Source organism: Pseudomonas sp. MMS21 TM103 (assembly GCF_022132145.1).
Lineage (GTDB): Bacteria > Pseudomonadota > Gammaproteobacteria > Pseudomonadales > Pseudomonadaceae > Aquipseudomonas.
This window is the reverse complement of sequence record NZ_JAJISP010000003.1, coordinates 53,318-72,856: the sequence shown is the minus strand read 5'-3', so window position 1 is coordinate 72,856 and position 19,539 is coordinate 53,318. Positions and strand designations below refer to the sequence as shown.

Below are 19,539 nucleotides of genomic sequence, written 5' to 3'. Positions count from 1 at the left end.
GGGCATGGCTCAACTCCTGACGGGCTGTCGCTGCGCTCCGAACGGCACGCCGCCCGGGTCGACCTACGCGGCGAACGGATCGCGTGAGGGCCGCGCTAGAGGCTTGGCTCGGTCAGGAGCGGCAGGCGGCAGCGTTCGACATGCCACCAAGTCGGCAGCAGGCGGCGGATCACGGGCTGGTTGAAGCGATCGTCGATCAGGTAGACCACGCCCTGGTCGTCCTGGGTGCGGATCACCCGGCCGGCGGCCTGCACGACTTTCTGCAGGCCGGGGTAGAGGTAGGTGTAGTCGTAGCCCAGGTGGTTGCCGAACATGCTCTGCATGCGCTGCTTGATTTCCTCGTTGACCGGGTTGATCTGCGGCAGGCCGAGGGTGGCGATGAAGGCGCCGATCAGGCGGTCGCCGGGCAGGTCGATGCCCTCGCCAAACGCACCGCCGAGCACGGCGAAGCCGATGCCCTGGCTGGTGCTGCTGAACCGCTCGAGAAAGGCCTGGCGCTGGCTCTCGTCCATCTGCCGTGACTGTTGCCAGATTGGGATCTGCGGATGGGCGGCGCTGAATTCATCCAGCACCAGGCGCAGGTAGGCGTAGCTGCTGAAAAAGGCCAGGTAGTTGCCTGGCCGTTCGGCGAACTGGCGCGCCATCAGTGCGGCGATCGGCGCCAGCGAGTAGTCGCGATGGGCGAAGCGGGTGGACAGGTTGCTGACCGCCTGCACCTGCAATTGCTCGGCGCTGAATGGCGACTCGACATCGATCCACGGTGTCTGCTCCGGCAGGCCGAGCAGGTCGGCGTAGAAGTGCGCGGGGCTCAGGGTCGCGGAGAACAGGGTGCAGCTGTGGGCGGCGGCGAAGCGCGGGGCGAGGAAGGGCGCCGGCACTATATTGCGGATGCACAGGGTGGAAGTCGCCGGCCCGCCGGGGCTGTCGTCGCGGCTGATGTCGAACAGCGAATGGCTGTCGAAGGCCTCGGCGAGGCGACAGAAGAGCATGGCGTCCAGGTAGAAGTGCAGCAACTCGGCCGCGTTGCCTGCCGGCTGATCGGTGAGGTGATCGGTGAGGGTGCTGACGGCCTTGTGCAGGGCCATGATGAACAGGTCCGGAGCGGCGGGGTAGACCTGATAGGCCGCTTCCTGGTCGCGCTGCAGTTGTTGCCAATGGCGGTTGACCCGTTCCAACGGGCCTTTCATCACTGGCGGGGCGATTCGCCTGAGAGCTTCGAAGCGGGTCTGCTCGAGTTCGGCGGTGTACATGCCACGGCCGCGTTCGATCAGGTTGTGGGCCTCGTCCACCAGCAGGGTCACGCGCCACTCGTTGAGCAGGGTCAGGCCGTGCAGCAGGCCGCCCATGTCGAAGTAGTAGTTGTAGTCGCAGACCACCACATCGGCCCAGCGGCACAGTTCCTGGCTCAGGTAATAGGGGCAGATCCGGTGCGCCAGCGCGGTTTCGCGCACGCTGTCCTGGTCCAGCCACTGGCGCTCCAGTGCGGCCTGGCGCGCGGCCGGCAAGCGGTCGTAGAAACCCTTGGCCAGCGGGCAGGAGTCGCCGTGGCAGGCCTTGTCCGGGTGTTCGCAGGCCTTGTCGCGGGCGACGTGTTCAAGCACCCGCAGCGGCATCGCCTGTTCCTGGCTGCGCAGGGTCGCCAGGGCGTCGAGCGCCAGGCGCCGGCCGGGGGTCTTGGCGGTGAGGAAAAACAGGCGATCCAGTTCCTGCTCGGGGAAAGCCTTGAGCTGCGGAAACAGGGTGCCGAGGGTCTTGCCGATGCCGGTGGTGGCCTGGGCCATCAGGCTGTGGCCGTCACGGGCGGCGCGGTACACCGATTCGGCCAACTGGCGCTGGCCGCTGCGAAACTGCTGGTGGGGAAAGCGCAGGCGCTCGAGCGCCTGGTTGCGCAGTCGGCGATGGTCGCGCTCGTGCGCGGCCCAGGTGATGAAACGGCTGCAGTGCAGCTCGAAGAACTCACGCAGTTCATCGGCGCCGCAGCGCTGATGGAAGGCGGTTTCGTGCTGGCTGAGGACGTTGAAATAGACCACCGCCAGGTCGATCTCGGCCAGGCCGCGTTGCTGGCACAGCAGCCAGCCGTAGACCTTGGCCTGGGCCCAGTGCAGCAGCCGGTGGTTCTCCGGGATGCGCGCGATGTCGCCGCGGTGGGTCTTGATCTCCTCCAGGCGATTGTCGTCCGGATCATAGCCGTCGGCCCGGCCGCGCACCTGCAGGCCCTGGTATTCGCCGCTCAGCGGCAGCTCCGCCTGATAGCCCGGGCCGCGCCGGGAGACCACGATGGCGTGGCCGGTCATGCCTTCCTGCGCGGTGGGCGAGGGGGTGAAGCGCAGATCCAGATCGCCGACCTTGGCGGTGAATTCGCACAGCGCGCGCACCGCGACCTGATAGTTCACGGCCAGCGGGTTCATGCGTCGGCCCATTGCACGTAACAGACGTCCACCGGCATGCCGTGCTCGGCGCAGAACACCAGCCAGCGCCGCTGGTTGTCCTGCAGGCGGTCGCCGGGGCCTTTGACCTCGATCATCCGGTAGCGCTGCTGTGCCGGCCAGAACTGGATCAGGTCGGGCATGCCGGCGCGGTTGGCCTTGATATCGCCGAGCAGGCGCTGGAACCAGGCCCGCAGGTGCGCCGCCGGCAGGCAATCGAGGGCCTGTTCCAGCAACGGTTGATCCAGGGCGTTCCAGAACACGAAGGGCGACTGGATGCCGTATTTGGCGGCATAGGTCTGGCGGATCGTGCTTTTGTAGGCATCCGAATCCAGCTGCGCCAGGCAGGCGGCGAACAGTTCGGCGCGGCGCGCCTGGAAGTCGGGGCTGAGCAGATCCAGCGGACCGGTCTGGAACGGATGGAAGAACGCGCCCGGCAATGGGGCGAAGATCGCCGGCCAGCAGAGCAGGCCGAACAGGCTGCAGATCAGGCTGTTCTCGACGTAGTGCACCGGCGCGTCCGGCTCGCTCAGGTGCAGCTTGACCCCATCCTCGACACTCTGGCCTGCGGACCTGGGCAGGCACAGGTCGAGGCGGGCCGGCGCGGGCGGCTTCGCTTTGCGCGGCTGCGCCAGACCGAGCTGGCGACGCAGGCGCAGCAGCACGCGTTCCAGCCCCTGTGCCTCGGCCTCGCTTTCCGGCGCCGCAGCGGCCTGGCTGGCCAGCTCATGGGCTTCGGCGGCGCGGCCCAGGCGTTCCAGTACGCGGATGCGGCGCAGGCGGGCGCCGGCAAACGGGCAGTCGGTATAGCAGGCCTGGGCGTGTTCCAGCTCGCCGGCGCGCTCCAGTTGCTGGCCCAGGCGAAACAGCAGCTTGGCCCGGCGCATGGCGAGAAAGGGCGTGGCGCAGTCCAGCGCGGCGATCTGTTGCAGCACCTCGGCGATCGGCTCGCCGGCCTCGCCACGTTCGCGGCAGCGCTGCAGCGCCAGGTAGCAGTCCACCTCCGCGCGTCGGCGGAATACCCGGGAGTCGGCACTCAGGGCGACCGGCTCGTAGCGGAAGATGCCGAGATCGGCGAGGACGAACGCCGACCAGTCCTGCTGCAGGTTGCCGAAAAACATCAGGCGCAGGCGTTCGCAGAGCGAATCGATGGCCAGGCTGTACACCTGCTCGTCCAGCCCCGGGCACCAGTCGGCAAAGCTGCGTGACTGGCCGTGCTCGGCGGCCAGCCGAGCGAGCAGCTCAGGTTTCTTCAAGGCCCTGTGCGCGCGGGCGGCGAAGGCCTCGAGCAGCTCCTCCTTGCGCAGCAGGTCGAACAACTCCGCCAGCGTCAGCTCGGCGTCGTTGCGAATCCAGCCGGCGTCGAGCAGCGCCTGGGCGGCGTGCCGCGGGCAGCCAATCTCGGCGTAGTCCAGCTTGCTGGCGCGAAAATGCGCACCCTTGCGCATGATCATGCGCACCAGCAATGCCTGGCTGGGCAGCGTCAGCTCGCCGAAGCGGCGCAGGAACGCCTGCTCCTCGGCCAGCAACAGGTCGTGGTGACGCTCCCGGAGCCAGGCCAGGGCTTTATGGAAGTTGCTCAGGTAATACAGGCTGGGGTCGAGCTGAGGTTGCATGGGAAAACCGGATACTGTTTGCATATACAGATATCAGCGCGCCGCTCGCTTTGCAACGAGCAGGGGATGGGAGGCCGAGTCAGGGCAGCATCCGCAGCGATTTCAGTGGGGTGCGGGATGCGCTCAAGCGGCAAGCCGGGAAGCACGTGGTGCTAGTCTGGGATGGCGGGCAAGCGCATCCTAGCAAATCCGTCGCCCCCGAGAGTGCTTGCCAGCCGCTGCCAAGGCCGCACTTGGCACTGCGGCTCCTAACGGCCGGTACAGCCAGGGCGTGAAGCGACGGCAGGGCCAGGCTTCGACTGCTTTACTTGAGCGTGGCAGCCGCACCGTCAATACTGAGCCGGCTTCAATCATCCACCTCATGAAGGATTCCCATGCGATTGATTTGTGCAGTACTGCCCCTGCTGGTGTTGGCCGGTTGTTCGTCCTTTCAGGCCGCCCCGGAGAAAGTCACTGCGGTGCCCGCCGAGCGGCTGCTGGCCTACCAGCAGCCGGTGGCGGGCAGCGGACTGATCGTGGTCAACCGCGACCTGGGCATGCTCGGTGGTGGTTGCTATGTGGCCCTGCTGGTCGACCGCAAGGTGGCGGCGCGCATTGGCATGGGCGAAGAGGCGCGCTTCCATGTGCCGCCGGGTAACCGGGTGGTCGGCATCGGCATCGATAAGGCTGACGACACCCTCTGCGGCATGGGCCGGCTGCGCCGCGAGCTGGTGGTGCCCGTGGTAGCAGGCGAAAGCCAGCATCTGCGCATTCTCAGTGAGGCCAAGAGCGGCTTCGATATCCGGGTTGCCACGCCCTGAACGCTGGTACGGCAGGAGACTCGCCACATTGCTGGTTGCTGGGCTGAAATGACTGCCGGTTGCGGCGATCGCTGCTGATGTTAACGCTGTTCGCTCCTGCGGCAGGCTATGGTCCCGGCATTGGATATAGCTAGTTGGTTCTGAGATAAGCGCGAATCGGCTTAATCCAGACGACTGGCGGCCTTGGCAGGCGCTGATTCAGCGCTCACAATTTGCTTTGAGTTGAACGAACTAAAATTTGGCCTGAATCGCTAGGGAATAATCAGAAACACCGAAACAAGAAACTAAAGGATGAATATCCATCACCACCCGAAGACTTCGCCAGTGGCGTGGCGTGTTTGAGGAGCGGTAATGATAGTTCGCTGATCAATCCTTTGGTTTTTTCTAAGGTGTTATCTTCGCTGCTTACGCTCCCTAGTCTCGACGCAAGCCAGGATCGATGATCAAAGGTTTGCTCACCTCATTGCTCATGACTAATTCTCCGTACCGCTTAGGTGAAGAGGCCGTCCTAATGATTGCAGCAGCGATCAGCAGCAATAGATTGATTGTCTGAGCCAACTCGAAGTAATCGTCAAGTAACGATCTGAGTCAGCAGAGTCCGAATTCAGCTGTCGCGTGCCTGTGTTGATAGACGAAGCCGCTTCCTGGCGTACCCACGCATAGGACGCTTGTTATGCAAACCATTCGCAACACGCTAGTGGTGATGGATGCACAGCAGCCTGACACTCTACTGCTTGATAGAGCCACGCTGATCGCCAGTGCTACCTCCTCGCACTTGCACTTGCTGGCCTGGAACAAGAAAAACCACTCATCATCGGATCTGCAGGCAATCGAGGATTCCCTGCGCGAGAAAGGTTTCAGCGTCAGCTCACAGCAGGCCGGGAAGGACAGCCTGCACAAGACCATCATCGCCGTGCAGCAGGAGCAGGAATGCGGCCTGGTGATCAAGCGGCATCTGCCCGACAACCCACTGCTCAAGACCTTTTTACCCTCCGAAGACTGGAAGCTGTTGCGTTTCTGCCCCTGCCCTGTGCTGATCGTCAAAAGCACCGAGTCCTGGGCTGGAGGTGTGATTCTGGCGGCCATCGACGCCGGTAATAGCGACGTCGATCATCGGATCCTGCATGCCGGTATTGTCGGGCATGGTCACGACATTGCCCAAATGACCGGCGGCGTCCTGCACATGATGTCCGCCCACCCCTGTGCCGAGCTGTTGTCTGCCGATCCTGTCTATCACCTCAAGGAAAGCATCCATGCGATGTACCACGAGCACTGCAGGGCGCTGCAAGCCGAATACGAGGTCAGCGACGAACGCCTGCATATCGAAGAAGGTCCAGCCGAAGAACTGATCCCGTCTGTCGCCGAGCGGCTGAGGGTCACACTTACCGTGATTGGCAGCGTCGCCCGCACTGGCCTGTCTGGAGCCTTGCTCGGTAACACGGCCGAAAACATTCTCGATAGCCTGAACTCTGACGTGCTGGTACTCAAACCTGACGACATCATCAGCCACCTCGAGGAGCTGGCGTCGCCACCGCACGATCAGGTAATGGATGGCGCCATCCACTCCTGGCCTTATAGCCATACCGCGCACCTGGAGGTTCCGACGACTCAGTCCGTCAGTTACACCAAGGAGGCGTCCAGTCGGCAAGCGGATACCCCATTAATCAGTCCGGACCAAGAGCAGAGACTCAGTCGCCAGGTGCGCTAGGCATGCTTGGCGACATGGTGGGCGACGGTGAGGGTCGGTCATACTTGCGCTGCTTGAACAGTGGGGGGCATTCGGCTCGCCAGTCTTCCCCCATTTTTCACGCAGCGCGCCTGCGGCGATCTCCCGTAGGGGGCTTGCGCGGGCGCTCGATACGTTCACAACAGTCGTCCAGTCAGTGCTGTCGAACTCGTCGTCGCCCAGTACTGCTCGCCCCAAGCCCAGCGCGTTACGGGAGGGCCCTGTCCGCACGGGCCATCACCTGCCCGGGCACGGGGGCGTGTCCTGTCACCGCGTGGTGTTTAGCGTCACCGTCCAGCCGTGATCGGCCGTCTTTGCCTCTCGGCCATTCCCCCGCCAGCCCGCAGACCTGGTCTACTATGCCTCTCCGTTATTGGGTGGTGCTTGCGCACGCGCCCTCAAGAATCTGCTTGTCGAGGAAAATACCCGTGGCCGGAACCAGCCTGTTAGCCCTGCTTGACGATATCGCCAGCATGCTCGACGACGTGGCGCTGATGACCAAGGTCGCGGCGAAGAAGACCGCCGGCGTACTTGGCGACGACCTGGCCCTTAATGCTCAGCAGGTCTCGGGGGTCAAGGCCGAGCGCGAGTTGCCGGTGGTCTGGGCGGTGGCCAAGGGCTCCTTCCTGAACAAACTGATTCTGGTGCCGGCGGCGCTGGTGATCAGTCTGCTGGCGCCCTGGGCGGTCACGCCGCTGCTGATGCTCGGCGGCGCTTTTCTCTGTTACGAAGGCTTCGAGAAACTGGCCCACAAGCTGCTGCACAGCCAGGATGAGGAGCAGCAACACAAGGCCGAGCTGACAGCGGCACTGGTCAACCCCGCCGTCGACCTGGTCGCCTTTGAGCGCGACAAGATCAAGGGGGCGGTGCGCACCGACTTCATTCTCTCGGCGGAAATCATCGTTATCACCCTCGGCACTGTGGCCGGCCAGACGTTGGGCACCCAGTTGGCCGTGCTTGCAGGCGTCGCCCTGCTCATGACCGTCTGCGTCTATGGGCTGGTGGCCGGCATCGTCAAACTGGACGACGGCGGCCTGTACCTCTCCCAGCGCAGAGGCAGTGGCCGGGTCGGACGCCTGCAGCGCAGTATCGGTGGCGGCATTCTCAGCGCCGCGCCCTACCTGATGAAGAGCCTGGCGGTGATCGGCACGGTGGCGATGTTCATGGTCGGCGGCGGCATCCTCAGCCACGGCATTCCGGGGATCCCCACACTGTTCGAGGGCTTCGCCCACGGCCTGCAAACCGTGCCCGCACTCGGCGGTGCGCTGGCGACCATTACCCCGACGCTGCTGGACATGCTGCTGGGGGTGCTGGCCGGCGCGCTGGTGTTGGTCGGGGTGACCGCGCTGGGGCGCCTGTACCGGGTGTTCAAGCCGGCTTAGGCGACCAGGGGCCGGCGACCGAGGGCTATTCGACCCGATCGAGCGCCTGCGGGTAGCGCGCCAGCAGCGTGCCGAGGTCGCGCTCCATGGCGCCATCGGTCTGGCCGCCGTTGGCCATCAGCCAGTGCACCCGGGCGAGGGTATCGGGCGCCGCCATGTCCGCCGTGAAACGTTGCGATTCCGACACCAGCGCCGCACCATCCGCTGCGCTGAGGCTGTCCACCAGCGCCTTGATATGGGCGATGCCGGCGGCCGGGAAACCGGCGATGCGCCGGGCCTGCGCGGCGATGAACGCCTCCAGTTCGGCATCCGCCACGGCGCGGTTGATCCAGCCATAGCGCTCGGCGGTGTCGGCATCGAAGTCGGCGCCGCCCAGGCACACTTCCAGTGCGCGGGCGCGGCCGAGCAGTTGCGTCAGCCGCACCGTACCGCCGGCACCTGGCAACAGCCCGACTGCGACTTCCGGCTGGCCCAGCACGGCCCGTTCACGGGAGGCGAAGCGCATATCCAGCGCCAGCAGAAACTCGCTGCCGGCACCGCGGGCGCGGCCGCGCAACTCGCCGATGGTCACCTGCGGCAGGCGGCTGTAACGGCTGAACAACGCGCTGAGCAGACTGGCCTGGCCTTCCGGCAACGGCGGTGCGGGCTTGCCGAGCTGACTGCCGAGGTCGTAATGGGCCAGGAAGAATTCCGGGTTGGCGCTGCGGAAGATCACCACGCGGGTCTGGCTATCAGCTTCCAGGGCCTTGGCCAGGTTGAGCAGATCGATGACCACCTCGCGGTCCACCAGATTGATTGGCGGGTGGTCGAAGGTAATCCTGGTCACACCGTCGTGGTCGTGCCGGGTCAGGGTTTGGTAGGTGCTCATGGTTGTTCTCCTCGCTGGATAAGCCTGAGGGTGCGGTGGGGCAGGGGCGGGCCTCAAGCACTATCCACTTGGCTGATGCCGACCTGTCGGTGTGGCGTCGATGCGACGGCAGCACGGACAGGCGATTGAGGTCGGCCAGGTCCGGGCGTGGTGTTTCATAGGCAACGCAGGCCAAGGGGGGGGCGGTCCAGCGTGGAGGATGAAGTAGCGTTCCCCACGCTGGACGTCTGCCTCGACCCACGCGTCCGTACAGAACGATGGATGTTTCGGGCAGTACTGCGCGTTCAAGCCGAACGCGATCGCCACATCCTTGTTGGATTCGCGGATAAGCCTGGCGAGGGTCTCTGTATCGGCTGTTTCGGCGACTCTGATGGAGATAGGGGGGCACACGGCGAGAGGGTCGGACAACGTGGAGGCGGGCAGGGCGTTCAAGTCGCCAGCGGGCGGCTGGCTATTCCTCGGCCGGCGCCGGTAGGGCAACGTTCGGCAACCACTGCTTCTGCAGGCGGGCCAGGCTGCCGTCGTTGCGCATATCATCGAGCGCGGCTTGCCAGCGCTGGATCAGGTGCGTGTCGGTCTGCAGGGAAAAGGCGATATAGCTGCTGGTCCGCATAAAACTGTAGTGGCGTTCGAGATCGACCATCGAAGCACCCAGTTCGGCCATCAGGCTGGGCAGCAATTGGTCTTCATAGACCATCAAGGGAATACGGCCATGCAGAACCATCTCGAGCATGCCGTGCGGCTTGGACGCCAGGTACAGATTGCTGAAGCCCTCGCCCTCGAGAACCTGCTGCGAATACCAGTCGCGCGGTACACCGATCGCCGCCACTTGCCGTGCAGCGTCCAGGCTGTCGATATGCAGGCCGCTGCCGCTCCGGGCGTAGAAGCTAGTGGTCGTCGATACCAGCGGGCCGACCCACTGGAACAGCGCCTCGCGCTCGGGCGTGCGCACTGTGATGAACAAGCCGACATTGGCGCTGCGTTGCGCGCGCATATAACCGCGCGCCCAGGGCACCATCTGGATGGTGCCGCTGTCCCCGGTACGCCGTAGCAACTCGCGCACCGCCGCGACCGACAGGCCATCAGCTTGCCCGTCGCGGCTGAAGTTGAGCGGGGGATTTTCCTCGGTATACAGCTGCAGTTCGGTCGCTGTCGCCGACGAGCAGAACAGCCATGCACTCAACAGCCGCAAAAACCAGACAGCCATGATCACAATCCTGTGCATATTCGATTGATCTGGAAATTGGCCCTGAGTGTAGTCGAGCGCCCTATCGGGTCCTTCCGTTGCCGAAGCTCAGGGCTCAGCGTCGATGTTGGAAAAACACCGCCGCACGAGCATGTGCGGCAGTGCTGGATGTTCAGGCGCGCGCGAGCAGCTGGCCGGCTAAACGGTCACCTGCTCAGTACGCTGAATTCTACTGCGCAGGGAAAAAGTCTCACCCTCCAGTGCCTTGAGCGCCATGCGATTGCTCGGGTCATCCAGCGAGGTGCCCTTGGCGAAGGTCAGCTTAACTTTGGATTTATAGACTTCGCTCGTGCAGATAATGCCGCCTTGCGACCATACGGGAGTGCCCATCCACTTCCACTGCTCGATGATCTCTGGAACTGCCTCTTTGATGAGCCCCCGCATCCGGCTCAATGTGCATCCTCGCCAATCGCCGAGCTCGGCGATTCTTGCGTCGATCAACTCGGATGCTGAGCGGTTTTCGCTTGAGTCTGGATTCTTCATGTTGTCCCGTTATCCATCGTCACAGCCTGGCTGACCGGTGCAGCCTCACGGTTGAGCGGAGCGGCCCGTCCGCCGTTTCGGTGGCGATCCGCTCGAGTGGAAGGCTAAGCCGGCATCTTGCAGTGCAGGACTTCCGCTGCCAGGCGCTGCAAGTTCTGCTGGTTGGCTCCGGCGACGAAATCGGCAATGCATTGGTAATGCTCAATGGTGTCGAAGGTCTGGTGCCAGTAGACCTGAGTTCCTTGGCCAGACGGTCTCAACTCGATGGACAGGGTGAAGTGATGACCGGACAGGTGCTCGATCTCGAAGAACTCGCCGGGTGCAAGGCGCGTGAAGCGACTTTCGTTGGCGTAGTCCTGGCCGTCTGGCCCGTGCATGGTGAGTAGCCAGGTGCCACCCGGCCGGAAATCGAACTGGTGGATGGTGCTCGTGAAACCGTCAGGCCCCCACCAGCGGGCGATCCGGGCCGGATCGCTCAGGGCGGCAAAGACCTGTGCCGGGGTTGCGGCAATGAACACGCCTTGCGAGTCGGAGCGCTTGTCGACTGCTTCCATTTGCTTGCCTCCAAGGTGTGCACTGGTCAACCTGCCCCGGCTTCGGGTTGTTTATTCTCAATCTGCAAACTTTTCGTCATCAGAACCCAGTGCGTGCCGGGATGAACCCAGCGCTCCTTGACCATGGCTCGCTGCGCCACTTCCTGATAGCCGAGATGACTGTAGAGCCTTCGTGCGCCCAGGTTGGTGTCAGCGACGATCAGACTCAGACCATGCTTGCCGAGGCTGGTCGCTATGCCCTCGGCAAGGGCAAGTAGCTCATTGCCATAGCCATGACCTCGATGCGCTTGCTTGGTGGCCAGGACGTTGATGTACCAGGTGCCGGGGACCATGTCCTCCAGTTGCTGAAGGGGCACGAACATGGGCGGCATTTCCGAGTAATCCGCAGGAGCAGGGGCGTCTTCCAAGGGATAGCCAATCAAGCAGGCAACGGCATCGTCGTCCACCAGGCGCAGGATCGCATTGCGGTAGGAGAAGGCACCTGAGTCCCTCTTGGCCCGACTACAGCCGACATCCCAAGCGGATTCACCGGCCGTGGCCATTTGCTCCCACAGATAGAGCGCCAAGCCTTCACCGGCCATGTTGACGAATTCGGCCAAGTCCTGCGCATCGTCTGGTGTGGCCTGTCGAAATGGGCGATCAATGCTAAGCATGGCGCTTCCTCACGTTGAGTACCCTGGCACACCGCTTTCAACTGCTTGCCCGCCAGCGCGGACTTTGTGTGGCGATGAAGTGAAGCACAATGCACAAAAGGCCATTACGGCATGCGCGCGGCTGGATATACGGGGTATGTATAAAACATAACTCAGAATGCGCCTTTCCATTGTTCAGTGTCGATGAACCAGCGTTCCTCATAAATCTTGTTATTTACGAACTTGAAAAGAACTGACAGTTGAGAGCTGGCAACTTTATCTGCTTTCCATTCAACAATAGAGACAACTTCATCTTTTCCTTCGAGTTGACGAAGCCCGGTGATTTCGAAGCCAGGCGGGAGGATTTTCCCGAGTCCATCCAGCGCGGAACGAAATGCATCGCACCCTTTCAGGCGGTCGTTCTGCCCGGGCATAATGAAGGTCATGTCTTCAACGTAATCTGCTACCAGGCTATCAAAGTCTCCTGCGCCGACTGCTTCCCAACCCTTCTGTACTATATCGGCTAAAGTCATCGACTTATCCTCGAATATTAGTCAATAGGACGTGGCTAAGTTGTTCAATAACACGAGTCCTCAAGGACACCTTGTAGTTGAACACTCTAACTATAGTATCTGCTTGCTGGAGGAGGGGGCGACGACCCCTGACGTTTGCCCGGAGGGTCTGTGGTGGCGGGAGCATTCGAGTGCTGGCACGGGCTCGCACAGCGATTCGTTCGGGTGATCGTGCGCACCTTGCTGATCCACAGCCTTCACGCCCCTAGCCGGGCCACGCAAATGGCTGCGCGTAACGATCACGACAAAGCGGTGCGGGTCCTGGGCAACAAGCGGGTGCGGACCTGCTGGTCGGTCTGGTGTCCCCCGCGCCGCTGCGGCGGCAACTGGCACAGCCAAGCGTCCCGTTTGATGGCAGGAATGATCGACAAGCCGTTACCCGTGGCTGGGCATCTTCTACCTTGCAACGCTTGCGCGAACCGCCCAAGCCCTTGCCGTCAAGGAGATCGACCCGTTCGCTGCGGTTGGTAGACGCGCCCTTAGGCGGTCCCGTAGGCGCGCCCTGGCGGTTTCGTCGAGCGACATGGCATAGGCGGGAGCCGGCCCCTGGCCGCCGAGGAACGGCTGCCAGTAGTCATCGAAGTCCGCAAACGGTGTCGCTATGTCGATGGGCGCCAGTTCGACCTGTTGCAGTCCGGTGCTGGCGAAAAGCGTTGCCAGTGCCTCTCGGCGACACAAGGGGAATCGGGCGCCTTCATCGAGCATCGCGGCGTGCGGGTCGAGCTCGCTGGCCGCATCCCAGAAGAAGCGCATAAGCTCCATCTTTCCCGCGTAATCCCAGACGTATGCGCCGATCGTACCGCCCTTGCCGGTTACCCGCGCCATCTCAAGCAGTGCGGCGTGCTGGTCTGGAATGAAGTTCAGGGCCAGCCCAGAGACCACCACGTCGACCGCAGCGTCGTCGAGCGGGATTGCCGTTGCGCTGCCCAGGTACAGCGTCACCCGGCCCGCCAGATCCGCCCTCGCGGTCTGGATAAACCCCTCGGAAGGATCGACGCCCGCGACCGATGACGGGGAGCAGTGGTCGGCAATCGCCGCGCACAGCGCGCCTGTGCCGCATCCCACGTCGAGCCAGCGTCGGCCCGGCGGAATGTTGAGCCACGAGAGAAACCTGGGCGCGACCTGACGGCTCCACCGGCCGACGTACTGCTCGTAAGGGTTGCCGCGCGCCCAGGTGTCGGACACATGCTTGCGATCCATGGTCAGGGCCTTCTATGCATCATGCGATGCCTAACGCCTGAATTGAGCCGAGCCGCGAAGCGGGGTCGGCTTGGATTGATGGTCAGGCCTCCGCTTCAGCCAGCCAATTTGTTCAACATGTGATCTATCACCTGGCTGTGCTCATGCTGCGGACTGAAGAGGATCAACTCCGCATCCTGGCCGACTTTGACCGTGTGTCCGGGTGGCCAGTAGAAGATGTCACCGCCGCTGATCAACTCATTTGTCCCATCTGCATAGGTCACAGTGAGTTCGCCCTGCAGCACGTAACCCCAATGCGGAGATTGGCACAGGTCGCCCTCCAGCCCTTGAAGCAAAGGGGCGATATCCGTGCCTCTGCCGAGGGTGAAGTATTCGCCGCTAATCATGCCGAATCCGGCGGAGTCGCCGAAGTTTGTCAGTTGGCGGGCAACAGCGCCGGGTATATCGATCCTGACGGGTATGTCCTGCTTAGCGATGCGCATCGTGGTTCCCTCTGCTGCAGTAGAAGATGACTGTGCAGCCTAACGATAGGTTAAGGAACGGGCTTTAGCCCGTCCCAGAGAGCGAAGCGAACGATTTTAAATACGTGTCAGGTTCACTCTGCGATGCACAAAGAAGCTTCTGTACCATTGGAAATTACTGAGCCAAGCCATACGCCAGGCCCGCAAGCATAAAAATTACCAAGGCTTACCCAGCCTTCGCTGCGTGTGGTGGGCTCATTGTTTTCGAAGTATACGTCGATGTAATTTTTCCATATGGGCAGTTTTAATGGGATGGGAACTATCGCCCATACAGTAACGCCGCACCACTTTCGCTATGCTTCTAAGGTCACCTTGCCATTTTCGGGGTGATCGCGCTTGCTCCAGAAGTGCTTGGTGCCATTTGCATAATATATATCTGTGGCCTTTGATGTTTTGGATTACTGAGTATCTGTGTGTATTCCCACACATCCGCCGATGAACGTTAATATAGTGATGATGAGTACAGTTTTCATGCGAGGCCTAACGTTTGGTTATGGGGCGCCCGTCCCAGTAAATGAAATTAGCGATTTCAGCGACTTGTTATGGGCGACCGCGCAGAGTTCCGTAACGGCCATTCTATAGCGCTGCCTTGGCTCTTTGGATGCCTATATCAGCTCTCAGCAGAGATGGTTGAGTCTTGACTGGCTTCGGTCGCTATCTTCAATCGGTCAGCTTTACTAATGTATGTAGACTTCTTTTTGGGCGCCAATTTGGCACTGGCTTTTTTTGCGTGAGCCTTTAATAACTGTTTTATTTTTTTACGTCGATTCATGTGTTTTACTCAACTAGTGAAGTCTGAATGATGCCAGTTATAGAGTATTGATCAGGGTCCTGCTGCGTGTTATTAGTGTGTAACGAACAAGCTAAGGGGCGGGTTTAGCCCGTCCCAGTGAGCGAAGCGAACGATTTGAACCGCTTGTTAGGCGGCCAGGTATTGAATTATTGCTGCAGTCAGCAAAATTAGAAAGCATGGGTGGGAACATAGAATAACAAAGCGAATAAATTTCATGATGGAAACCCTGCGCAGGGCCCCATACGAGGCTGGAGTACCAGGATTTATTTGAGATGCCTTTATTCCGCGTGAAATCCAAGAATTCAAATTCGGCATCATGCTTTTGTGAACTGCCGGAGCAAGAATTAAAGAGAGCAAAAGAAAAACAATACCTATTGGTGGCATGTAGAAAACGGATGGAAGCTTTGTTCCAGCGCCATAGATGTCGTAAAAGTACTTCACTACAAATGCTGCGCCGGGTAATCCAAAGGCGTACGAAAGCTGGGCGAGTGTTCTTATGTTCCCGGTCAGCGATGTGTCTATGGATTGCATGTATAGCCTAACGTTTGGTTAAGGGGCGGGCTTTAGCTCGTCCCAGTGAGCGAAGCGAGCGATTTGAACCGCTTGTTAGGCATTGAACACGGGCCTGAAGAACGTTCGTTCGTAGCTGATTATGCATTTGGTTTCTTCAGCGTATTTGAAGGCAGCTATGCAGGCTGTGTCTTGAAGCGATTTTTCCCGATATTGTTCGTACTCAGCCAAGCTTGAGAATGTGAACATAGCGAGCGCAACATTATTTGCGCCCTCTAATGGCAGGAAGTAACCGTGGTGTTTGCCGCCGAATTTTTCAACCAATGGAATCCACAGTTTTCCGTAGTGTTCAAATTCTTTGATTTTATATGGATCAATTATGTATCTGAGATAGCAGGTAACCATAGTATTTCCCTATATGCCTAACGTATGGTTAAGGGGCGGGCTTTAGCCCGTCCCGAGTGAGCGAAGCGAGCGACTTGAACCATTTGTTATGAGCTTTAAGCACGATGATTCTTCATGTTTTGAATTAGGCTGCTTGCGTAATATTACAAGAATGGAAGTATTTCATTGGCTCTAAATCTAGCAATTATAGCGGGTTGCTTTTTCGTGCCTTTAAATTCAATGAAGTCAATTAGCTTCTTGTCGCACTCGGAGATAACTTCGATGCTGAAATGGGCGATTGAGTGTCTTAGATTTTTAATGAGTTCGCTTAGATCTTTGATCGAGTCGTCAACGGTGGAATGGGTTAGGCCCATTTTGTTCAAGGTTTCTCTGGTTAGCTGTTCTTTAGGTATGTAGTTTATAACTCGCTCTTTAGGCATTACTACAAGCCCTAGCAGGCAATTTATTGTTAGTGTGTAATTCAATTGCTCTGCGAACGGCTTCCCTTGAATTAAATTGGTGTATTGCTCGATGAGGGCCATCGTTCTTTCTATAAAATCCAACTCAAGATTTGTGTAGTTGCCCATGATTAATGGTGCTCATAACGTTTGGTTAAGGGGCGGGCTTTAGCCCGTCCCAGTGAGCGAGGCGAACGATTTGAACCATTTGTTAGGTGAAGCTCGCATTGCTGGCTTTCTATTTGAAGTCTGATAGTAAAAAACATGTGTGCTCGGAAAGATAAAATTCAAGTTCTTCAATGGTATTCATTTTCTTGCTAATTGTTTTTTCTGCAAGCTCGGGCGAGGAAATGCGAATTTCTAAATTGTAGTCATTATTTACTTTTAGTAATTTGGCATGATGTTTTGATTGGTGGTTGTCTTTTTCAACAATAGCTGATGCCGATAACTCTTTTTCGGAAAGCGTTGTGGCTATTTTATTTTTTAAGCATTTTTTTTGTAATGTGGCTTCGTTCTTCGAGATATGGCGCGCAGCTACAACTACGACCATCAATACCGTCACCCAGCCATATTGACCCCGTATTTCGGAGCCATGCGTAGTGCTAAGCCAGTCTAGTATTGGGGTTATGAATTCGTGCATGTGTTACCTAACGTTTGGTTAAGGGGCGGGCTTTAGCCCGTCCCAGTGAACGAAGCGAACGATTTGAACCAGTTGTTATATTGCATTTAGTACCACCGGCCTACGGCTTTCCAAGTGAACTCAGTTACACCTGGTGCGCAAGGATTACCCTCAGCATCTGTGAACTTGGCACGCATGCCGCTGCGAGTAGTGACAACGGCGCAATATACCGCCGGTAAAAAAGCAGGCTCTAACTCTTGGACTTGAAGCGGTAGATTTTTGAGGAAGTCGAAATACTGAATATTGTGTTCTTTTTTGCCAGGTATCAGGTAGTCAATGCCTTCAAGAATATCTTTTTCGGAGAGAAAGAACAGATAGTTAAGTACAAGGCACTCAAAAGATTCTCCGTTTTTCAACGGTACAGTGTAACGATGGAAAAGTTGATTTCGTATTTGATTTTCCGGTATCCGGGATACGCCTAGAGCTGAATTCAAGATTGTTTCTTCTGCATGCTTTAAAACAGAGCAGCCTGCCCACTCTTGTTTAAGCTCAAATTTAGCAAGCTCTGGGAATCGTTCGCTTAGAAAAATATTTCTCTCTTGATCGTATAGGAAGTCACCCTGACTTATTGCTCCTCGAAGTGGTAGCTTATTCTTGAAGCCGAGCTCAAGCAGTAACGATACTGCGCTGACAAAATTGTTGGTATTGTAAACATCATCTATTGGGCAGGAGACTAATACAATTGAGTCGAAGAGGAATTGTGAAAATTCAAAATTCTTCCTTCCTGTGTTGTCGCCTTGCGCTGCAAAAAATGTCGCATTCTTTGCTTCATCAATAAAAGCGGAATACTGCCGGTGTAGTGACTCAATATCTTCACTCTCCAGGCGTGCTGAGAAACCAAGCACATCTAAAAATGCAACAAGCCTATTTTCTAATTTGACTATCACGGCGCCTCCTTGCGAATGCAATATAACGTTTGGTTAAGGGGCGGGCTTTAGCCCGTCCCAGTGAGCGAAGCGAACGATTTGAACCAGTTGTTATATTTTTCTTGTGGCAAGGATATCCAGAAGCTCTTGGTGACCGCTTAATAGCTTTGATTCAATTATTAGCTCTGGATTAATTCCATATTTTTTACATATTGCTATAGCACTAGATGAGAAAGGCTCGCCTGCATATGGAGATATGTATATCTGCTCAATGAGCTTATTGGTGCTAATTTTTACCGATTTTGCCGTTGGCTCAAATTCGTGCAGCGACTCATATTCGATGTCCGGGACAGTAAATAGCCTTATTTCGTTTTCATGACTAAAGGAGGCGCGTTTTAAAAGAGGAGATAAGTGGCCGTCGGTAACGCAGTCTTTGGGAGTAATATTTTCATCATAAAAATCAAGATATTTTACGCGCCCTATGTGTACTAATAAATCTTGTTCAATGGATTCTATTGAGCTTTTGAGTGACGCTATACTGGTTTTTATGGCAAGTCCTTTGCCATTTTCTGAATATAGTTTCCACATGGCTTCAGATTCGGACAGGTTGTAATGCCAGCAGTTTACGGTTATGCCTTTAGTTGTTTTTTTGTATATTTCTTTAGATAGTTCTTTTTGTGCGTCAAGTTTTATGCGGAATTGCTTAAGAAGTTCTTCGCCGTTTGGGTTGTTTATTCCAGCGTTTCTTGAGTTTTCAGACATTATCTTAAGCTGTTCATGTATATGCTCAAGCTTATCGTCGGAAGCCCCTAAGAGGTTAGCCAAGGCTTCAAGCCCGACCTTAGGCATATAGCCTTCGAAAGGATCAGACTTTTCATAAAGTGAGAGTGGTGTGAAATAAAGTGATTCGGTTTCTAGTAGATTTACAAGTTTATCCAGAGAAATATAGCGCCATATAGGCATGTGACCTGTAACACTTGATCCCATCTTTACTCTGGCCATCTCATGCACCCAATGACTTCGTGAAAAATATAACGATTAAGCTAAGGGGCGGGCTTTAGCCCGTCCCAGTGAGCGAAGCGAACGATTTGAGCGCATTGTTAGATTACGGCACGCAATGGTTTACAGCATGAAAGCTGCAACCAGTTTGGCAAAGCTCTAGAAGGACGCTTTCGTCGAGTATGAATACACGAGAAAACGTGCTCCAAGGACTTTTGATGTGCAGGTGTGACAACAGTATGGGTACTGCTTTTTGGTGTTGCAGTGCAGCGCCTGGCCAGTTGTCGTACACAAGAAGCCAATTCTCATCGAACAGCGTGAAGCCTTCTCGACCTGCAACTTCTACCTTCTTGCCGATGAAGTGGGCCATTGCCTCGGCCCAGCTTCGCTCAACAGAATCACCTACCCATCCAGGTGAAGGCTTGTCGGCCTCGATCTCGGCCATGAGGGCCGATCTGCTCTTGCGCGCCTCTGTAAGGCTAGCGGGGCGCGTAAAGTGAAGATCTGGACCGTGGCCTTGGGAACGAAGAAAGGCTTCCTTTGCAGTGTTTTCGGGAATCGCCTCGGTGTGCTCAATCCCAATGCGAGATTTAGCAAGCGTTAGAAGAAAATCGGGGCGCTCCCGCTTTTCGATAGCAAGTGGGAAATCATCCAATTTAAAGGGAAGCGAGCCCAACAATCGCACTACCGAATAGATTTCTACATGATCCTGTGTGCGCCCCTTAGATCGTTCGGGAACGTCAACGTTTACAGTACGAAGCCTGCAGTGAAGCTGTTCAAAAGTGTCAGCGACCAACATAGCTGGCTCCGTAATCTAACGTTTG

At 57.8% G+C, this 19,539-nt stretch carries 19 protein-coding genes and 1 pseudogene; 3 read left to right on the top strand and 17 right to left on the bottom strand.

Features of this window, described 5'->3' with window-relative positions; genetic code table 11:
- Positions 1-95 precede the first annotated feature (95 nt).
- Together LJY18_RS11495 and LJY18_RS11490 are read right to left on the bottom strand one after the other, a co-directional pair.
- Positions 96-2,408, bottom strand: coding sequence for an ATP-dependent DNA helicase (locus LJY18_RS11495; protein WP_269137807.1), 2,313 nt, complete (start codon positions 2,406-2,408; stop codon positions 96-98).
- Complete coding sequence (locus LJY18_RS11490) at positions 2,405-4,042, bottom strand: VRR-NUC domain-containing protein (RefSeq protein WP_238041952.1); 1,638 nt, start codon at positions 4,040-4,042, stop codon at positions 2,405-2,407. The genes LJY18_RS11495 and LJY18_RS11490 overlap by 4 nt, the downstream gene beginning before the upstream one ends.
- A gap of 374 nt (positions 4,043-4,416) precedes the next feature.
- On the opposite strand from LJY18_RS11490, the gene LJY18_RS11485 reads away from it, so the two are divergent.
- The 3 genes and pseudogenes from LJY18_RS11485 (at position 4,417) to LJY18_RS11475 (ending at position 7,950) form a co-directional block, all read left to right on the top strand.
- Positions 4,417-4,842 carry a 3-isopropylmalate dehydratase gene (locus tag LJY18_RS11485; RefSeq protein WP_238041951.1) on the top strand — a complete coding sequence of 142 codons (426 nt, stop codon included), beginning with the start codon at positions 4,417-4,419 and terminating at the stop codon, positions 4,840-4,842.
- Positions 4,843-5,515: 673 nt separating this feature from the next.
- Positions 5,516-6,370, top strand: a pseudogene (locus LJY18_RS11480) (universal stress protein); the annotation flags it as partial.
- Positions 6,371-6,996: 626 nt separating this feature from the next.
- Positions 6,997-7,950: a DUF808 domain-containing protein gene (locus LJY18_RS11475; RefSeq protein WP_238041950.1), complete on the top strand. Its 954-nt coding sequence runs from the start codon at positions 6,997-6,999 to the stop codon at positions 7,948-7,950.
- A 25-nt stretch (positions 7,951-7,975) separates the two neighbouring features.
- Here LJY18_RS11475 and LJY18_RS11470 read toward each other — a convergent pair whose 3' ends face one another.
- The 15 genes from LJY18_RS11470 to LJY18_RS11400 all read right to left on the bottom strand — a co-directional run bounded on the left by LJY18_RS11470 (position 7,976) and on the right by LJY18_RS11400 (position 19,514).
- Positions 7,976-8,818, bottom strand: coding sequence for an enoyl-CoA hydratase/isomerase family protein (locus tag LJY18_RS11470; RefSeq protein ID WP_238041949.1), 843 nt, complete (start codon positions 8,816-8,818; stop codon positions 7,976-7,978).
- Positions 8,819-9,269: 451 nt separating this feature from the next.
- A complete protein-coding gene (locus tag LJY18_RS11465) occupies positions 9,270-10,025 on the bottom strand; it encodes a substrate-binding periplasmic protein (RefSeq protein WP_238041948.1) in 756 nt (251 codons plus the stop codon).
- A 177-nt stretch (positions 10,026-10,202) separates the two neighbouring features.
- Positions 10,203-10,547, bottom strand: coding sequence for a DUF1801 domain-containing protein (locus tag LJY18_RS11460; RefSeq protein ID WP_238041947.1), 345 nt, complete (start codon positions 10,545-10,547; stop codon positions 10,203-10,205).
- 104 nt (positions 10,548-10,651) lie between these two features.
- Entirely contained in the window at positions 10,652-11,101 is a 450-nt protein-coding gene (locus tag LJY18_RS11455; RefSeq protein WP_238041946.1) for an SRPBCC family protein, read from the bottom strand.
- 26 nt (positions 11,102-11,127) lie between these two features.
- On the bottom strand, positions 11,128-11,754 hold the full coding sequence (locus tag LJY18_RS11450) for a GNAT family N-acetyltransferase (RefSeq protein WP_238041945.1): 627 nt from the start codon (positions 11,752-11,754) through the stop codon (positions 11,128-11,130).
- Positions 11,755-11,906: 152 nt separating this feature from the next.
- Positions 11,907-12,266: a nuclear transport factor 2 family protein gene (locus tag LJY18_RS11445; RefSeq protein WP_238041944.1), complete on the bottom strand. Its 360-nt coding sequence runs from the start codon at positions 12,264-12,266 to the stop codon at positions 11,907-11,909.
- Positions 12,267-12,701: 435 nt separating this feature from the next.
- Positions 12,702-13,505, bottom strand: coding sequence for a class I SAM-dependent methyltransferase (locus LJY18_RS11440; protein WP_238041943.1), 804 nt, complete (start codon positions 13,503-13,505; stop codon positions 12,702-12,704).
- A gap of 95 nt (positions 13,506-13,600) precedes the next feature.
- Positions 13,601-13,987, bottom strand: a complete 387-nt coding sequence (locus tag LJY18_RS11435) for a hypothetical protein (RefSeq protein WP_238041942.1) — start codon at positions 13,985-13,987, stop codon at positions 13,601-13,603.
- 649 nt (positions 13,988-14,636) lie between these two features.
- Positions 14,637-14,798 (bottom strand): DUF2986 domain-containing protein, encoded by a 162-nt coding sequence (locus LJY18_RS11430; RefSeq protein ID WP_238041941.1) that lies wholly within the window; start codon positions 14,796-14,798, stop codon positions 14,637-14,639.
- A 627-nt stretch (positions 14,799-15,425) separates the two neighbouring features.
- Positions 15,426-15,734, bottom strand: a complete 309-nt coding sequence (locus LJY18_RS11425; protein ID WP_238041940.1) for an NIPSNAP family protein — start codon at positions 15,732-15,734, stop codon at positions 15,426-15,428.
- Positions 15,735-15,877: 143 nt separating this feature from the next.
- On the bottom strand, positions 15,878-16,300 hold the full coding sequence (locus LJY18_RS11420; protein WP_238041939.1) for a HEPN family nuclease: 423 nt from the start codon (positions 16,298-16,300) through the stop codon (positions 15,878-15,880).
- Positions 16,301-16,409: 109 nt separating this feature from the next.
- Positions 16,410-16,811, bottom strand: a complete 402-nt coding sequence (locus tag LJY18_RS11415) for a hypothetical protein (RefSeq protein WP_238041938.1) — start codon at positions 16,809-16,811, stop codon at positions 16,410-16,412.
- Positions 16,812-16,897: 86 nt separating this feature from the next.
- On the bottom strand, positions 16,898-17,737 hold the full coding sequence (locus LJY18_RS11410) for a hypothetical protein (RefSeq protein ID WP_238041937.1): 840 nt from the start codon (positions 17,735-17,737) through the stop codon (positions 16,898-16,900).
- A 90-nt stretch (positions 17,738-17,827) separates the two neighbouring features.
- On the bottom strand, positions 17,828-18,718 hold the full coding sequence (locus LJY18_RS11405) for a DUF2971 domain-containing protein (protein ID WP_238041936.1): 891 nt from the start codon (positions 18,716-18,718) through the stop codon (positions 17,828-17,830).
- 103 nt (positions 18,719-18,821) lie between these two features.
- Positions 18,822-19,514: a hypothetical protein gene (locus LJY18_RS11400; protein ID WP_238041935.1), complete on the bottom strand. Its 693-nt coding sequence runs from the start codon at positions 19,512-19,514 to the stop codon at positions 18,822-18,824.
- Positions 19,515-19,539 lie beyond the last annotated feature (25 nt).

Bases quoted from the DNA above. Each gene is read 5' to 3' on its own strand.
- LJY18_RS11495 (WP_269137807.1), bottom strand. From the start codon at position 2,408: ATGAACCCGCTGGCCGTGAACTATCAGGTCGCGGTGCGCGCGCTGTGC.
- LJY18_RS11490 (WP_238041952.1), bottom strand. From the start codon at position 4,042: ATGCAACCTCAGCTCGACCCCAGCCTGTATTACCTGAGCAACTTCCAT.
- LJY18_RS11485 (WP_238041951.1), top strand. From the start codon at position 4,417: ATGCGATTGATTTGTGCAGTACTGCCCCTGCTGGTGTTGGCCGGTTGT.
- LJY18_RS11470 (WP_238041949.1), bottom strand. From the start codon at position 8,818: ATGAGCACCTACCAAACCCTGACCCGGCACGACCACGACGGTGTGACC.
- LJY18_RS11465 (WP_238041948.1), bottom strand. From the start codon at position 10,025: ATGGCTGTCTGGTTTTTGCGGCTGTTGAGTGCATGGCTGTTCTGCTCG.
- LJY18_RS11460 (WP_238041947.1), bottom strand. From the start codon at position 10,547: ATGAAGAATCCAGACTCAAGCGAAAACCGCTCAGCATCCGAGTTGATC.
- LJY18_RS11455 (WP_238041946.1), bottom strand. From the start codon at position 11,101: ATGGAAGCAGTCGACAAGCGCTCCGACTCGCAAGGCGTGTTCATTGCC.
- LJY18_RS11450 (WP_238041945.1), bottom strand. From the start codon at position 11,754: ATGCTTAGCATTGATCGCCCATTTCGACAGGCCACACCAGACGATGCG.
- LJY18_RS11445 (WP_238041944.1), bottom strand. From the start codon at position 12,266: ATGACTTTAGCCGATATAGTACAGAAGGGTTGGGAAGCAGTCGGCGCA.
- LJY18_RS11440 (WP_238041943.1), bottom strand. From the start codon at position 13,505: ATGGATCGCAAGCATGTGTCCGACACCTGGGCGCGCGGCAACCCTTAC.
- LJY18_RS11435 (WP_238041942.1), bottom strand. From the start codon at position 13,987: ATGCGCATCGCTAAGCAGGACATACCCGTCAGGATCGATATACCCGGC.
- LJY18_RS11430 (WP_238041941.1), bottom strand. From the start codon at position 14,798: ATGAATCGACGTAAAAAAATAAAACAGTTATTAAAGGCTCACGCAAAA.
- LJY18_RS11425 (WP_238041940.1), bottom strand. From the start codon at position 15,734: ATGGTTACCTGCTATCTCAGATACATAATTGATCCATATAAAATCAAA.
- LJY18_RS11420 (WP_238041939.1), bottom strand. From the start codon at position 16,300: ATGGGCAACTACACAAATCTTGAGTTGGATTTTATAGAAAGAACGATG.
- LJY18_RS11415 (WP_238041938.1), bottom strand. From the start codon at position 16,811: ATGCACGAATTCATAACCCCAATACTAGACTGGCTTAGCACTACGCAT.
- LJY18_RS11405 (WP_238041936.1), bottom strand. From the start codon at position 18,718: ATGGCCAGAGTAAAGATGGGATCAAGTGTTACAGGTCACATGCCTATA.
- LJY18_RS11400 (WP_238041935.1), bottom strand. From the start codon at position 19,514: ATGTTGGTCGCTGACACTTTTGAACAGCTTCACTGCAGGCTTCGTACT.